15 protein-coding genes are annotated in these 14,809 nt (G+C 64.0%); 6 read left to right on the top strand and 9 right to left on the bottom strand.

Annotated features, from left to right (window positions below; translation table 11 throughout):
* Window positions 1-78: 78 nt before the first annotated feature.
* From ACYG9V_RS05035 to ACYG9V_RS05025, 3 genes are read left to right on the top strand one after another with little or no spacing between them, the layout of a single operon-like run.
* Entirely contained in the window at window positions 79-675 is a 597-nt protein-coding gene (locus tag ACYG9V_RS05035) for an NADPH-dependent FMN reductase (RefSeq protein ID WP_023701964.1), read from the top strand.
* On the top strand, window positions 672-1,385 hold the full coding sequence (gene pyrF / locus ACYG9V_RS05030; protein ID WP_352764749.1) for an orotidine-5'-phosphate decarboxylase: 714 nt from the start codon (window positions 672-674) through the stop codon (window positions 1,383-1,385). Before ACYG9V_RS05035 ends, pyrF begins: the two co-directional genes overlap by 4 nt.
* Window positions 1,386-1,398: 13 nt before the next feature.
* Window positions 1,399-1,686 (top strand): DUF1330 domain-containing protein, encoded by a 288-nt coding sequence (locus ACYG9V_RS05025; protein WP_023701962.1) that lies wholly within the window; start codon window positions 1,399-1,401, stop codon window positions 1,684-1,686.
* Window positions 1,687-1,704: 18 nt separating this feature from the next.
* Here the strand turns inward: ACYG9V_RS05025 and ACYG9V_RS05020 are convergent, their stop codons facing one another.
* The 8 genes from ACYG9V_RS05020 to ACYG9V_RS04985 form a co-directional block, all read right to left on the bottom strand.
* Window positions 1,705-2,958, bottom strand: a complete 1,254-nt coding sequence (locus tag ACYG9V_RS05020) for a low temperature requirement protein A (protein WP_352764746.1) — start codon at window positions 2,956-2,958, stop codon at window positions 1,705-1,707.
* A 91-nt stretch (window positions 2,959-3,049) separates the two neighbouring features.
* Window positions 3,050-4,111, bottom strand: coding sequence for a D-alanine--D-alanine ligase family protein (locus ACYG9V_RS05015; protein ID WP_352764744.1), 1,062 nt, complete (start codon window positions 4,109-4,111; stop codon window positions 3,050-3,052).
* A 95-nt stretch (window positions 4,112-4,206) separates the two neighbouring features.
* Window positions 4,207-5,082 carry an SMP-30/gluconolactonase/LRE family protein gene (locus ACYG9V_RS05010; RefSeq protein WP_352764786.1) on the bottom strand — a complete coding sequence of 292 codons (876 nt, stop codon included), beginning with the start codon at window positions 5,080-5,082 and terminating at the stop codon, window positions 4,207-4,209.
* On the bottom strand, window positions 5,082-5,723 hold the full coding sequence (locus ACYG9V_RS05005; RefSeq protein ID WP_352764741.1) for a 2-dehydro-3-deoxy-6-phosphogalactonate aldolase: 642 nt from the start codon (window positions 5,721-5,723) through the stop codon (window positions 5,082-5,084). Before ACYG9V_RS05005 ends, ACYG9V_RS05010 begins: the two co-directional genes overlap by 1 nt.
* A 22-nt stretch (window positions 5,724-5,745) precedes the next feature.
* The gene (locus tag ACYG9V_RS05000) at window positions 5,746-6,690 is read right to left on the bottom strand and encodes a 2-dehydro-3-deoxygalactonokinase (protein WP_352764784.1); all 945 of its coding nucleotides are present in this window, start codon (window positions 6,688-6,690) and stop codon (window positions 5,746-5,748) included.
* A 5-nt stretch (window positions 6,691-6,695) separates the two neighbouring features.
* Window positions 6,696-7,463 carry an SDR family NAD(P)-dependent oxidoreductase gene (locus tag ACYG9V_RS04995; protein WP_023673186.1) on the bottom strand — a complete coding sequence of 256 codons (768 nt, stop codon included), beginning with the start codon at window positions 7,461-7,463 and terminating at the stop codon, window positions 6,696-6,698.
* Window positions 7,464-7,632: 169 nt separating this feature from the next.
* On the bottom strand, window positions 7,633-8,982 hold the full coding sequence (locus tag ACYG9V_RS04990) for a putative bifunctional diguanylate cyclase/phosphodiesterase (RefSeq protein ID WP_023681311.1): 1,350 nt from the start codon (window positions 8,980-8,982) through the stop codon (window positions 7,633-7,635).
* A gap of 100 nt (window positions 8,983-9,082) precedes the next feature.
* Window positions 9,083-10,882 (bottom strand): GtrA family protein, encoded by a 1,800-nt coding sequence (locus ACYG9V_RS04985; protein ID WP_352764739.1) that lies wholly within the window; start codon window positions 10,880-10,882, stop codon window positions 9,083-9,085.
* 124 nt (window positions 10,883-11,006) lie between these two features.
* Here ACYG9V_RS04985 and ACYG9V_RS04980 point away from each other — a divergent pair, with 124 nt between their 5' ends.
* The 3 genes from ACYG9V_RS04980 (at window position 11,007) to gshB (ending at window position 13,478) form a co-directional block, all read left to right on the top strand.
* Window positions 11,007-12,011 carry a glycosyltransferase gene (locus ACYG9V_RS04980; protein ID WP_023673183.1) on the top strand — a complete coding sequence of 335 codons (1,005 nt, stop codon included), beginning with the start codon at window positions 11,007-11,009 and terminating at the stop codon, window positions 12,009-12,011.
* A gap of 4 nt (window positions 12,012-12,015) precedes the next feature.
* Complete coding sequence (locus tag ACYG9V_RS04975) at window positions 12,016-12,390, top strand: GtrA family protein (protein ID WP_023673182.1); 375 nt, start codon at window positions 12,016-12,018, stop codon at window positions 12,388-12,390.
* A gap of 134 nt (window positions 12,391-12,524) precedes the next feature.
* Window positions 12,525-13,478, top strand: a complete 954-nt coding sequence (gshB, locus tag ACYG9V_RS04970; protein WP_023673181.1) for a glutathione synthase — start codon at window positions 12,525-12,527, stop codon at window positions 13,476-13,478.
* Window positions 13,479-13,570: 92 nt separating this feature from the next.
* Here gshB and ACYG9V_RS04965 read toward each other — a convergent pair whose 3' ends face one another.
* Window positions 13,571-14,644 carry a glycosyltransferase family 2 protein gene (locus ACYG9V_RS04965; protein ID WP_023673180.1) on the bottom strand — a complete coding sequence of 358 codons (1,074 nt, stop codon included), beginning with the start codon at window positions 14,642-14,644 and terminating at the stop codon, window positions 13,571-13,573.
* Window positions 14,645-14,809 lie beyond the last annotated feature (165 nt).

The following is a 14,809-nucleotide window of genomic DNA, read 5'->3' as shown; positions in this document are numbered from 1 at the left end:
CGATCGTTTCCGTTTTTTGGGCCAGTGCGTTGATTTGCGCAGCCTCTGGCTGTACCTGTCCGGGAACAAGAGTGGCCAATGGCTGTGATCGCGAAAATCCTCGTCTTCGCCGGCTCGGTGCGCAGCGGCGCCTTCAGCGGCAGGACCGCCGATGTGGCGCAGAAGGAGCTGGCCATGCAAGGCGCCGAGGTGACGCGCATTTCGCTGGCCGACTATCCGCTGCCGATCATCGACGAGGACCTCGAAAAGGAAAAAGGCGTTCCCGACAACGCCGTGAAGCTCGGCCGGCTGATCGCCGCCCATGACGGGCTGCTGATCGCGACGCCGGAATATAATGGCTCGATCCCGCCACTGCTCAAGAACACGATCGACTGGGTAAGCCGGGTGCGCCTCGATGGCGGCTGGCCGGTGAGGCCATTTGTCGGCAAGGTCGCCGGCCTGTGCTCGTCTTCGAACGGACATTTCGCCGGGATCCGCTGCATCAACCATCTGCGCGCCGTGCTGGTGCGCTGCCAGCTGGAGATGGTGACGCCGGAATGCTCGGTATCCGATGGCGGCAGTGCCTTCGACGGCGACGGCAATTTCAGGGATGATAGACTGACCAAATCGATGGAGCACCTATGCCGCACGCTGATCGAAACCTCGCGCATGCTATCGACCCGGACCGGGGCATGATTTCCACAGCCATGCAGGCCCATACCATGAGAGACAGGCTGATCGTCGGCCTCGACGTGCCGACGGTGAAAGAGGCCGAACAGGCGGTGCGCGAACTCGACGGCGTCGTCTCCTTCTACAAGATCGGCTATCAGCTGGCCTTCGCCGGCGGGCTCGACTTCGCCAGGGAGTTGGCCAGCGGCGGCACCAGAATCTTCCTCGACATGAAGCTGCTCGACATCGACCACACGGTGGCCAAGGGTGTCGAGAACATCGTGCGCATGGGCATGACCATGCTGACCATCCACGCCTATCCCAAGGCGATGCGGGCCGCGGTGCAGGCCGCCAGGGGCAGCGACCTGTGCCTGCTGGCGGTCAGCGTGCTGACCTCGATGGACGAGCAGGACGTGATCGACGCCGGCTATGAATATGACCCGCACACGCTGGTGCTGAGGCGCGCCGAACAGGCGCTGCATGCAGGCATGGGCGGCGTCGTCTGCTCGGCCGAGGAGGCGGAAGCGGTGCGCCGCATCGTCGGACCCGACCTGGCGGTGGTGACGCCGGGGATACGGCCCAAGGGCAGCGACCATGGTGACCAGAAACGCGTGGTGACGCCCGGCCAGGCGATCCGCAACGGCTCCAGCCATCTTGTTGTGGGCCGGCCAATCGTGGCGGCAAGCGACAGGCGCGCGGCGGCGGAAGCCATACTGGAAGAGATGCGCGCCGCGTAACGAGGAGAAGAAAATGCGCAAGGGATACTGGATAGCCCGCGTCGATGTGCGCGACGCTGAAGGCTACAAGGACTATGTCGCTGCCGCCAAGCTCGCTTTCGACCGTTTCGACGTGAAGTTCCTTGCCCGTGGCGGTGAGCATGAAAAGGCCGAGGGGCCTGGCCGCGCCCGCAATGTCATTATCGAGTTCGAATCGCTCAGCGCGGCGCATGACTGCTACCACTCGCCGGAATACCAACGCGCCGTCGCCATCCGTCAGAAAGTGGCCGATGGCGAGATCGTGCTGGTAGAGGGTATCTGACGCGCGAAGCTGCTCTGCTCAGTGCGGCGCTTCCTCCTGCGCCAGCACCTCCAGTTGATGGCGGTGCCCCGACAGCTCATAGCCGACAACGGTGACGGCCGGCGCTAGCGTCAGTAAGATGAGGCAGACCGCCATGTCGACGCCGGCAAGGGCGGCGATGATGGCAAGTGCGACGACCGCAGCCGTTCCCGCCAGCAGCCAGACGTGGAGGGGATCGAAGCGCTGGACGAGATAATAATACAGCGCATAGATCGCCCCCAGGAACACGCCTAGCGGAATGGCGACTGACAGCAGGGTCGCTACCGGGCCGTTATGGGTCTTGTGCTCGATGAAATAGGCCGCGACATGCAGCCCGGCGCCGGTGGCGACGATGGCCGCCACGATCAGCATCTGGCCATAGCCCCAGACAAAAGAGCGATTGCGGTGCTGGTGCAGCACCGTCCCCGAGGGCAGCATGTAATAGACCCACCACATGCCGAAGGTGAGACCCATTCCGGCAATGCCAATCAAGGCGGCATCGAGGTTCCAGCCCTGCTCCTCGACCACGGCCGACAGCGTCGCCAGCGTGCCGACCACCCCTTCGCCCAGCGCGATGATGGCGAAGAGGCTGTAGCGCTCGGCGACGTGATGCGCGTGCCAGGGCGTGCCGCCATCCCGGCGTTCGGCGATGACCGGTCCGGCCAGCTCGATGAGAAGCAGGACCGCGCCGAAAGCCAGGCTCGTCGCCAGCGAGAAATCGACCAGGATCTGCACCACCCAGCCGATCTGGGCGATCGCGATGGCGATGGCATAGGTGAGACAGGCACGCCGCCGCCCAGGGTCCTGCCGCGCCGCGCGCAGCCATTGGAAGATCATGGCGACGCGCATGATGACGTAGCCCAGCACCATCACCGAATTGTTGAGGTGTTCGCCATGCTCGATCGAGGCGAACATGCGCGGCAGGCCGATGGCCAGCACCAGCACGCCGATCATCTGCACCATGGTGACGAGGCGGAAGATCCAATCGTCGGTGTCATAGGCGGAGGAAAACCAGGAGAAATTGATCCACGCCCAGCAGATCGCGAAGCTGGCAAAGCCGAAGCCGATCAGCGCCGCCGCGTAGTGGCCCTCGGCCAAGGCATGCGCCAGTTGCGACGAGGCAAGGCTGAAGGCGGTGACGAAGGTCAGATCGAACAGCAGCTCGAGCGGCGTGGCGACGCGATGCGCCTCATGCGGATCGCGCCCGGCCATGCGCCTTATGTGATGATGGAGGGAGCTTGCTGGTGTGCTCATCGCGCGGCCTTGCCTGAGGACTGTCCCGCGACACTAAAGGTGGAGCAAAAGCCGTCAAGGCGCGGTAGGTCGTGCCGGTCCCCGCGGCCTTTCAGATCGCCTGTCGGTTCAGTCGGTTCGCCGCCGTCTCGGCAACCGCATCGGCCAGCGTCATGCTCCATTGCAGCCGGCAATAGGCGCGGAAATCGAAGCAGGGCAGGCCGGGACAGACTTCGAACTCGATGAGGTGGGCATGATCGGTGGCCTCGACCCTGAAATCGATGGAAAACACGTCGCGCAGGCCAAGTCCGCTGACCAGCCGCTCGGCGATGCGGCGGATGGTTGCCGCGGCTGCCGGCTGGGTGTCGGCAACCGCCTCCAGCACCGGCTCGCTGTATAGTCCAGCCGCCTTGGCGGCCTCGCCGGTGTCGCCGTAAAGCGCCATCGAGTCCGCCATGGTCTGGAAATCGCCGCCGGAGTCGACGAACGCAATGCCGAGCGCTTCCGCCCCGGCATCCGTTTGCAGCCCAAGGAAGCTGGCGCGGACATTGCGACCGCCGACATAGGGCTGGACGACGACATCGTCGCGATAAGCGGCATAGACCCGCCGGCTAAGCTCCAGCGCATGGGCCAGGTCGTTGCAGCGTGAATCCGGCCAGATGCCTACCTTAGAGCCGAGCCGGTTCGGCTTGACGAACCAGCCGGCTTCCGAAGCTGGCGGGGCGGCCAGCCAGCGGCCGTCGCGGGCCAGGCCTGCCTGCGGCGCCGGCAGGCCGAGCGCGCAAAGCACGGCGCCGGAGCGGAACTTGTCCTGGCAAAGCGCGAACAGCGCATCGTCGGCTCCGATGGTTCTAAGCCCATTCAGCCTGGCAAGTGCGGGCGCTGCAGCACCGCGGAAATAGGCAATGCCGTCGGTCAGCGTCCAGACCAGCGTGGTTGCGGGATCGGCCTTCGCCAGCGCGCTTGCCGCATCGTCGAGTGCAACCGGCATAAAGGCGAGGCCGCGCCGCCCGCAAGCGGCGGTGATTTCATCGAATTCGGGCGCGAGATCGGTCGATTGCGCCAGATAGGACGAGATTTCCAAGGCACGCTCGGCGGGAAAGCCGTCGGCGACCAGCCGGTCGAGACAGGCCTTTTCCGGCTCATGGACGAGGATCAGGGTCGGGCGCGGCATGGATCAGGACCTTCGGTGGTGTTGTCCCACCATGGCATGGCCCCTGCTTCAGACTTGCGCGAAACCGACCGAGGCGGACGCCTGCGCGACAGCGCTCAGGCGATGACCACGCGCGGCTCGAAGCGGCCGTTGACGGGGATGTCGAGCAGGAAGGTCATGCCGGCCTGTGGGTCGAGCTTGCGCTGCTTGTCGTCCTTGCCTTTCCAGGCCGAGGTCACCGCCAGCCGATCGGCCTTGGCCCCGACAAAGGCCGGGCACGAGGACTGCCCCGCCGGCACGGCAATTTCGCGCAACAATGTGCCGTCCGGCGCATAAGCCTTCACTGCCTTGCCGCCCCAGACCGCGTTCCACAGCACGCCGTCACGGTCGACAACCGAGCCGTCGACATAGCCCCGCGACGAGCGATGGTCGACGAACACTTTCGACTCGCCGATCGGCAGGCCCGTCGCCGGATCGCAGGCGACGCGCATCAACAGGCCGGTCGAGGTATCGGTGTAGTAGGCGATCGTTCCATCCTGCGAGAAACAGATCGAGTTCGACACGGTGATGCCGGTGTAAAGCGTGCGCAGCTCGCCCTTGAAGAACCAGTAGATGGAGCCGGCGCCCTTCTCCTCACCCTTGCCCATCGTGCCGACCCAGAAGGCGCCGCACGGATGGACGCGCGAATCGTTGGAGCGGGTCATCGCATTGTCGGCCTCGATGGCCGTGTGCAGCGTCAGCTTGCCGGTCGAGACGTCGCGGACATGCAGGCCAGTCTCGGTGGCGATGAGCTGGCGATTGTCATCGATAATGGCGATGGCGCTGGCCATCTGGGCGAGCTCATGGACCTTCCGCGCGCCGGACGTGACACCCTGCTCCAGCAAAAGCCCGTTGACGATGTCGAACCAGAACAGCGTATCGGTGGCGGGATCGTAGCTCGGCCCCTCGCCGAGTTCGCAGACATGGTCCGAAAAAACCGAAACGTTTCCCATCATGCCGCTCCGCCGAAGGCCGCGTCCCAGGCCGTCACCGCCGCCCGGGCGCGCGTGGCCACTTCATCGACGCTCATGCCGGGTTTGAACAGGCTGGAGCCAAGACCAAAAGCAGTTACCCCAGCGGCTTTGTAGCCGGCAAAGTCTTTGTCGGAAACGCCGCCGACGGCGCCGACCACGGTATCGGCCGGCAGCACGGCCCGCATCGCCGAAATGCCGCTGGGCCCGAGCACGCTTGCCGGGAAGAATTTGAGCGCCGAAGCCCCAAGCCTAATCGCCTGAAAAGCTTCGGTGGGGGTGAACACGCCTGGCATCGTCACCATGCCATGGTGCATGGCGCGGGCCATGACGTCGGCATCGATGTTGGGGCTGACCAGCAGCCGCCCGCCGGCCTTGGCCAAGGTGTCGACATCGGCTGAAGTCAGCACCGTGCCGGCGCCGACCAGCGTTGTCTTGGGCAAAGCGGTGACAATGCTGGCGATCGATGAAAACGGCTCCGGCGAATTGAGCGGCACCTCGATGGCTTCGATGCCGGCGTCAAACAGCGCCTGGCCGATGGCAACCGCCTCGCTGGGTTTGAGGCCGCGCAGAATCGCGACAAGACCACGCTTGAGCTTCGGGAAGGGGGCGGTCTGGGTCACACTGTCACTCCACTCTGGTGAGTCATTTGGCGATCATGCCATTTTCCCGCGCTGCCTCGATAAGGCCGGCACGCACCGCCTCGTCGGCGTCGACCGTCCTGACGGCAAGCCCTGCAAGGTCTAGCGCCTGGCGGTAGAGGGCTGCTAGCGAGCCGGACGCAACCAGCACGATTGCGGTGGTGCTTTCGCCATAGCGGCGGCCCGCCGAGGCGATCTCGCCGCCGATCAGCAGGCCGGACAGGCAAGCGGCGGCATCGTCGGCCTTGAGGTTCTGCAGCAGGCCGGCGGCGCGGATCGAGAACAGCCGCGAGGTGACATCGCCGCCCTCCGCCAAAGCCTTGCGGCACCATTCCTGGAAGAACGGATTGTCCGGAGTGACCGGCTTCGGGCTCTCGCCCAGCGAATGGCGCAGGATAGAGTGAGTGGCCAGCACCGAAAACAGCTCGCCGGTCGGCCAGGTGCAGAAGCCGTCGACCGCGCCGTCTTCGACCAGAACCCATTTCGAATGGGTGCCGGGCATGCAGACGAGATGGCGACCTTTTGCCGGCAAACCGGCGCCGGCAAGCTGGGTTTCCTCGCCGCGCATTACGTCCGGCGCATCTTCAAGGCGCTGCGCCAGGCCAGGCACGATGCGGATGTCGCGGCTCTGGCCGGGAATGCGGGCGGCCCCCGCGAGGATGGCACTGAGCGGCGCCGGCACGATGACGTAAGGCGCTTCCAGCCAACCCTGGCGCGAGCCGGCCATGCCGCAGATGATGACTGGCAGTGTGTCAGGTGCACCGAGCGCCGCCAGATGGCCCCCGAGGATGGTCGAAAAGCCTTTTTGCTGCGCGGTGATCAACCCATCATCGCCGCGACGCTCGGCAAGCACCCCGCCCGCCTCGTCGACCAGCCAGACCCGCATGCGGGTCGTGCCCCAGTCGACGGCGGCGACTGCCGGCGTGCCTTTTGCCGGATTTTGATTCACCGGGCTCACAGGAAACCCCCGTCCACGATCAACATCTGCGCCGTCAGCATACGCGAGGCGTCGGAGGCCAGGAACAGCACCGTGCCGACGATGTCGTCGGGCTGCATGACCTGCTTGATGCATTGCTTGGCGACATGGGCGGCGAGCCCCTGCTCGGTGACCCAGAGTTCCCGCTGCCGCTCGGTGATCACCCAGCCCGGCGCAATCGCATTGACGCGGATGCCGTCGACCCCAAGCTTGCCCGCGAGACCTTTGGTGAGGCCGAGTATGCCGGCCTTGGCGGCGGTGTAGGCCGGCATATCGGGGTGGTTGATGAGATAGGAGGTTGAGGTGAAGTTGATGATCGAACCGCCGCCGGCCCGCTTCATGCCCGGCGCGACCGCCTGTGCGGTGAAGAAATGCGGGCGCAGATTGACGGCGAGATTGTTGTCCCAGAACTCGACGGTAACGTCGGCGACGTCGTGGCGTTCGTCCCAGGCGGCATTGTTGACCAGCACGGTGACGTCGCCATGTGCCTCAGCCGCTTTGGCGGCCGAAGCGCGCAACGCCTCGACGTCGCGCAAATCGGTCTTGAGGTAGAGCGGTCGCCGGCCAAGTTCTTTTTCGACGCGGTCAGCAAGCAGCGTGCTTGGGCCATCGGCGATGTCGATGAAGGCGACATGGGCGCCCTGGCGAACGAAGCCCTCGGTCAGTGCCGCACCAATTCCGGAACCGCCGCCGGTGATCAGCACCGAGGCTCCCCTGAGGTCGGCAAAATCGGCCGATGGCATCATATCTTCATCTCCCGGTCCGGTCGGCGCGCATCCTATCCAGCCAAGTCCGGGGAGCAAGGGCGAAAACGGCGATTTGATTGGCTTATGTCAGACAAAAGGCCGCAAGATGGCGGCCACAGTCGATCTTGGCTCGCGCCGCTGACTTGCTCGACGCAGGCCAGACCGCCGGTCAGACTGCCTTGGCGTAGAGGGCGCCGCGATAGGAATCGCGGAGGTAGCCGAGCGTGGCGTCGGCATCGACCGGTTTGCCGAAGAGATAGCCCTGGCCGCCGGCGCAGCCGAACTGGACGAGGCGGTCGGCCTGCGCCTCCTCCTCGATGCCTTCGGCGACGACATCCATGCCGAGCCCTTCACACATGGCCAGAATGGCGCGGATGATGTGTTCCGACGGTCGGTCGTCGAGGATCGAGGAGACGAAGGCGCGGTCGATCTTGAGCTTGTCGAAATGGAATTCGCGCAAGCGGCCGAGCGAGGACTGGCCGGTGCCGAAATCGTCGAGCGAGACGCGGATGCCGACGCGACGCAGGTCCTCGACGATCTTCTCGGCCGAGGCCGGATCGTTCATCAGGCCGGTTTCGGTAATCTCGATCTCCAGCCGTCGCGGATCGAAGCCGGTGCGGTCGAGGATCGACAATATGTGCAGGCCAGTGTTCTGGTCGACGAGCTGCGAGGGCGACAGGTTGAAGGACAGGAACAGGTCCTTCGGCCAGCTGCGCGCCGCTTCGGTCGCCTTGCGCAGCACCAGCTGCGATAGCGGGCCGATGATGCCGCGCTCTTCGGCGATCGGGATGAACACGGTCGGCGGCACCACGCCGAGGTCGCGATCGGTCCAGCGCGCCAGCGTCTCGAAGCCGATGGTGCGGCGGGTGGTCAAATCGACGATGGGCTGGAAATGCGGTTCGACCTCACCGGCCGAGACGGCACGGCGCAGCGCCTGTTCGATGCGGGTGACGCGCTTGGCCGCCTCTTCCATTTCGCGGGTGTAGACGACGACGCGGCCACGGCCCGAACGCTTGGCGTGGTAGAGCGCCGTTTCGGCCTTGTTGACGAGGATTTCCGTGGTTTCGTCGCCGGAATAAAAGAGCGAGCAGCCGACCGAGGCCGAAAGCCTGGCGGTGCGTTCGCCGACATCGTAGGGCGCCGACAGGATTTCGATCATCATGCGCGACTTCTCGGCCGCCGCCTCCTCCGAGAACACCATCGGGTAGAGGAAGGCGAATTCGTCGGCGCCGATGCGGCAGACCGTAGAGTGGCTGTCCATCGAGGCGCGCAGCCGCATCGCCACCTGGATCAATATGTCGTCGCCGGCCTTGTGGCCGAACAGATCGTTGATCGGCTTGAAGCCGTCGAGGTCGAGAATGCCGACCGTGAACGGCGCGGGATCGTCTGCACGGTCGCTGATCAGGCGATCGACCTTGTCGAAGAAGCGGCGATGGTTGCCAAGCCCGGTCAGCGCATCGGTGAACGCCAGATCCGAGTTTTCCCTGCTTGCCTGCCCGGTGCCAAACGTCGTTTGCATCGGTATCCCTGTTTGTGACGCCCGAAATTTAGGCTGAGACTGGCAGCAAAGCGTTTAGGAAGCGTATCGCGAAATCGATTTTTCGCTGGCGAATGATGCTTTAGCGGACGCGGTAGAGTTCGACCGGGTCTCCGCGCGTTTCGGCCACCGGTTCGAGCCAATCGGGGACGCTTCCCTGCATAATCCCGGCCAGGAAGCCTTGCGGCGCCTTGGCGGCGAGCACCTTGCTTTCGGCGCTGCCGCGGCAGAGCGCCACAAGGCCGACGTGATGAGCCGCCGCGATCATCCTCGCCTGGTCCGCCGATCCGAGGAAGGCATCGAGCGCAAGCAGGTCGCCGGCGATGTTGCGATGATAGGGGCCGGCAAAGACGCGGTGCCCGGAATATGCAAGGATGGGCGAGCCAAGATTGGAAATGGCAAGCACCGTGGTGTCCGGCAGCCGGGCCAACGCCGCGAAGGAGGCCTTGCGCTCGCAGGACGGATCGCTGTCGGTGTCCTGTGCCTCGACCGAGACCTTGCTGGCCTCGAATACGCTCGACGTCGCGGCGGCAGCGCCGGCCCAGACGGCATTCGCCGACACCAGCCAGACCGCCGCCATGCGCAGCGATACGCTGCGCGCAGGGCTGATCCTCGCCCGTTCGCGCCAGCTTGCGATCCAGGCCGACAGCGGGATGACGGCAAAGGCGATCGAGAATGTCGAGCCGCGGACCTGCCAGGCGCTGACGATGAAGGCGCCGACCAGCAAGGCGCCGACGAGGCTGTCCTGGCGGCGCCATGGTCCGCGCAGGCGAAGCGCCATCAGCGCGATCGCCACCAGCGGCGTGACATAGCGCGCCGCCAGCGAGGCCGGCTCGCTGGCAGCAATACTGAACAGCGACTGCGCCTCGTCAATGTGATCGAGCCACAATTCCTTGAGGCGCGGATCGAGGTTTGCGTAGGGAGCCGCAAGGCATTGCGGAAACAGCGCCGCGACAACGGCGCCCAGCACAAGCGCGAGCAGGCCGAGCGAAATCAGGCGGCGTCCGGCCGTGCCGTTGGACACCGTGAGCGACGTCACGGCGGCAAGGCCCAGTCCGGCGATTGCCGCGACGACGAATTGCACGGCCGAGAAGGCATCGCACTGCGCCTGGCCCCAGGCCGATGGCGGGATGGTGCTGACGAAGACCAGGGCTGAAACGCCGGCAAAGCCGAGACCGAAATCCCTGGCGATCCGGTGTTCGCCGCCGGGATCGACGACGAACAGCAAAGCGATGCAGGCGCCGATGGTGGCGACATAGGGCGCGGTTTCCATGCCGACGGCCAGCGTCAGGGCCGCACACAGCCCGGAAATCAGCGCCGCCCAGCGACGCGCCGGCGCCTCGAGCAGCAGGCTGAGGCTGGCCATGGTCAGCGTCAGCTGGACATTGTGATGATCGAGCGCACCCGGCAAGAAAATGCCGATGAAATGCAGCGCTGCAGCGCCGATGACGATAGCGGGCAGCACGGCGCCGACGCCAGCGAAGCTGCGTGCCGCACGGGCTGTAAAAAACACCGCCAGGCAAAACAGCAGCGACGGCCACAGCACCTGTGCGATCGCTTCGGCCATGGCCATGCTGCCGGTCAGCGCTGAGGCGGCGAGGATGATGGCGGCGAGCGGTGCGTCGACCAGCCGCGACCAGTGCATGACGAAACCGCCTTCCGGCCCCATCCTGTACTGATGCAGGTCGAACCAGCCCTGGCCGGCCAGCATGTCGCGAACCTCGACCAGCCGCAGCAGGCTGTCATTGTCGCCGCCGGCATTGCTCAATTCGCGAAAGCCCGTGGCGGCATTGACCGCCAGCACCACCAGCATGGCAAGCAGCGCCAGCGTCATATCGGACTTCCAGGAGGAAGCACCCGCCTTGGCTGCGTTCATCATCATGACCTTCGTCGGAAAGACTGCGGCCTTAAACCTAGCCTTAACAGCTTCAATAAATAGTAAAGTCGCCTGAGCGAGGCCGCATATGAGCGCGGCCGGAGGCTCCGCCGGGCGTCGGGAGACGGAAATGCCGCACGAAGTCCGCCATGAGCCGGCCATTGCCGTGCTCCTGCCTTGCTACAATGAGGAACTGACCATCGCCGAGGTGGTGCGGCGCTTTCGCGAGACGCTGCCATCGGCCGACATCTATGTCTATGACAACAATTCGCGCGACCTGACGGCATTAAAGGCCCGCGCAGCGGGCGCCATCGTCGTCCGCGAGCCGCGCCAGGGCAAGGGCAATGTCGTGCGGCGCATGTTCGCCGACATCGATGCGGACATCTATCTGATGGCCGATGGCGACGGCACCTATGCGCCGGAAGATGCCTCGCTGCTGATCAACATCCTGCAGACCGAGCGCTGCGACATGGTGGTAGGCACCAGGCGCGGCGTCACCGACGATGCCGGCCGTTCCGGCCATGCCTTCGGCAACCGCATCTTCAATAGCCTCTACAAGCGGCTGTTCGGCGCCGACTTCACCGACATCTTCTCCGGCTACCGCGTCTTCTCGAGGCGCTTCGTCAAGAGCTTTCCCGCCGTTTCCGGCGGCTTCGAGATCGAGACCGAAATGTCGGTGCATGCCTCGCAGCTGAAACTGCCGGTGAGCGAGATCGCGCTCGATTATGGCCGCCGGCCTGAGGGATCGTCGTCGAAGCTGTCGACCTATCGCGACGGCGCCAGGATCCTGTGGATGTTCGCCATGCTGATGAAGGAGACGCAGCCGCTGCGCTTCTTCGGCGCCTTCGCCATTTTCTTCCTGGCATCGAGCCTTACCCTGATGACGCCGGTGCTGATCGAATTCGCCCAGACCGGCCTCGTGCCGCGCATGCCGACCTGGGTGCTGTCGGTCGGCCTGCTGCTCTTGTCGATGCTTGCGATGGTGACCGGACTGATCCTCGATTCGGTATCGCGCGGACGCGCCGAGCAGAAGCGCATTTTCTATCTCTCCGTCCCGTCGGGCCGGGTCGAACGGCGCGAACGCACGAGCGAAACAGCGAAGGCCGAACCGGGCAAGACGCCCCGGGCCGCCTGAGGCCGTGAGCCGGCTCGCCCGCTTCGTCCTGGCCGGCGGCGTTGGTTTCGTCGCCGATGCCGCGGTGCTCTGGCTGTTCTTGGCGGTGACGCCGCTCGGTCCCTTCGTCGCCCGTGTCCTGTCGATCGGCTTTGCGCTGTGCGTCACCTGGCAGATCAACCGGCACCTGACCTTTTCGCCGTCGAGCCGCGGCGTGGCGCAGGAGGGCGCGCGCTATGGCGGCGTCGGCATCGCCACCAGCATTGTCAACTATCTCGTCTACTGCGCCATCCTGTTCGCGCTGCCGGCAATGCCGCCGCTGGCGGCACTTGCCGTCGCCTCGCTGGTCGCCATGGCGCTGTCCTTCCTCGGTTACTCCCGGCTGGTCTTCGACCGGTAAAGGTCTGGGCCAAGCAAGCGCGATTGGCAGAAGCCGCCAAGTTCCGTATATCGGCGACTTGCCTTGCCGCAATTCCGGACGGAAAACCACTACGCACTTTTCCTGGACTTGCTCGACCCGCTGGAGACCAGAAGATGACCCTGAAGATCGCCGTCCAGATGGACCATGTCTCCACCGTCTCGATCGCCGGCGACACGTCCTTTGCGCTGTCGCTGGAGGCGCAGCGGCGCGGCCACCAATTGTTCCACTACACGCCCGACCGGCTGTCGATGCTGGGCGGCAAGGTGTTTGCCCGCATCGAAGAGATGAAGCTCCGCGACGAGAAGGGCAATCATTATACGCTGGGCGACAAGGTGCGCACCGACCTGTCGGAGATGGATGTGATCCTGCTGCGCCAGGATCCGCCCTTCGACATGAATTACATCACCACCACGCATATTCTGGAGCGCATTCACCCGAAGACATTGGTCGTCAACGACCCGGCCTGGGTGCGCAACAGCCCGGAAAAGATCTTCGTCACCGAATTCCCCGATCTGATGCCCGAAACGCTGATCACCAAGGATCCCCAGGAGGTCGCGGCCTTCCGCAAGGAATTCGGCGACATCATCGTCAAGCCGCTCTATGGCAATGGCGGCGCCGGCATCTTCCATCTCAAGGAAGACGATCGCAACCTCGCCTCACTGCTCGAAATGTTCGCCCAGCTGTCACGCGAGCCGTATATCGTCCAGCGCTATCTGAAGGATGTGCGCAAGGGCGACAAGCGCATCATCCTGATCGACGGCGAGGCGGTCGGCGCCATCAACCGCGTGCCGGCCGACCACGATTCTCGCTCCAACATGCATGTCGGCGGCCGCGCCGAAAAGACTGAGCTGACGGAGCGCGAACGCGAGATTTGCGCCCGCATCGGCCCGTCGCTGAAAGAGCGCGGCTTCATCCTGGTCGGCATCGACGTGATCGGCGACTACATGACCGAGATCAACGTGACCTCGCCAACCGGCGTGCGCGAAGTGCAACGCTTTGGTGGCGCGGATATCGCCAGCCTGTTCTGGGACGCGGTAGAGGCGAAGCGGCGGAATTTGGCCGCGTAGTGTGCGTTGCTACGGAGGACTTTGGTGGGTCCAGAGAAGCATCGAAAGATGCTCTTTATCGGGTAAGACTGCCGAGCAAGCGGCTCATCAAATCAAACTATGTCCCGGAAGCGCCGAGGCCTCAGTTTCGGAGGAAGGAGACCGATAAGTCTGGTCTGCAATTTTCGCTGTGGTGTTGCCCAGTCTTTCAGCAGAAAACCCGCATCGGAGTTCTTTTCCAGCAATGCAAAAGCCGCAGACAGTCCGATCAGGTCGACCAAGGTCCTGCGCATTGAGTGGCGGGAGATTAAATGCGCCAGTCCCGGCGCCACTTCGCACCAACGATTGGCCAGTGCCCGCCGTATCGCTATTTCAGTATCAGGCGACATCCTGCCGAGGCCAACTCCGGTACCCAGGATGCGCCCGTCCGCCCAGCCATTGCCGCCGTGAAGCCGATAACTGCCAAGAGCCCGCCCAATCCTCACGGTTCCGCCGATCATATGGGCGGCACGAGCCATATAACCATCGGCACATATCTTTATTTCGTCCGGATCGGATGGACGCATGATTTCAAGCGGAGCTCGACGAAACATCATCCCCGATGTGGTTGACCAAAACCAACCCACGGTACCCCGATCAATAAATAATAATGTCGGGTCAGCTTCGGTGTCGACATGCAGGTAGCCGCTCATTTTCGGCATCGATCGCGGGTCGTTCAGGTGGAATACGGGATGACCGCCCGCAAGCAGGTTGCCGGCCGTATCTATCACCACCTCATCGGAGCTCGACATTGCCGCGATACGGGTTTGGCTGAGATGCGCTCTCACATGGCATTCTATGAAGTCAGGATGCCAAGCATCGTCACCGTCAAGAAAGGAGATCAGGGGCCCGGCTGTCGCGTCAAGCCCGGTCATCATTGCTGTCAACTGCCCGCCATTTTGCAGTCGGGGCAGAAAGCGGAAACGACTGTCGCCAAGCTGGGACAGACACTCTTCAATCCTTCGGCGGGAACCGTCGGTCGAAAAATCATCGACCACCACGCATTCGAACGCAGTGTATGTCTGCGCCGCTACGGATCGGATCGCAGTGTCGATGAATGCCTCTTGATTGAAACAGCCTACGCAAACGGATACGGTTGGTAGCGCGATGTGAGAACCAGCTCCGCTTGGGACGATGTTTTCTTTCAAGAGGCGCTTCTCCGTACACCAGATTTGATCGCCTGAGATATTCCGTCGATCAAATGGCGGTGTTTCTTTGCCAAATTTCTCTCTATCGAAGCGAGTTTTTCTCCGCACTCAAGATCGCAATTGCCGCATGTTGACCCTACAGCACGGGTATCGCCCTCCTACCAA

It is taken from the genome of Mesorhizobium sp. W016, assembly GCF_054719485.1.
The sequence above is the reverse complement of the archived record's forward strand: the minus strand, read 5'-3'. Positions and strand labels throughout refer to the sequence as shown.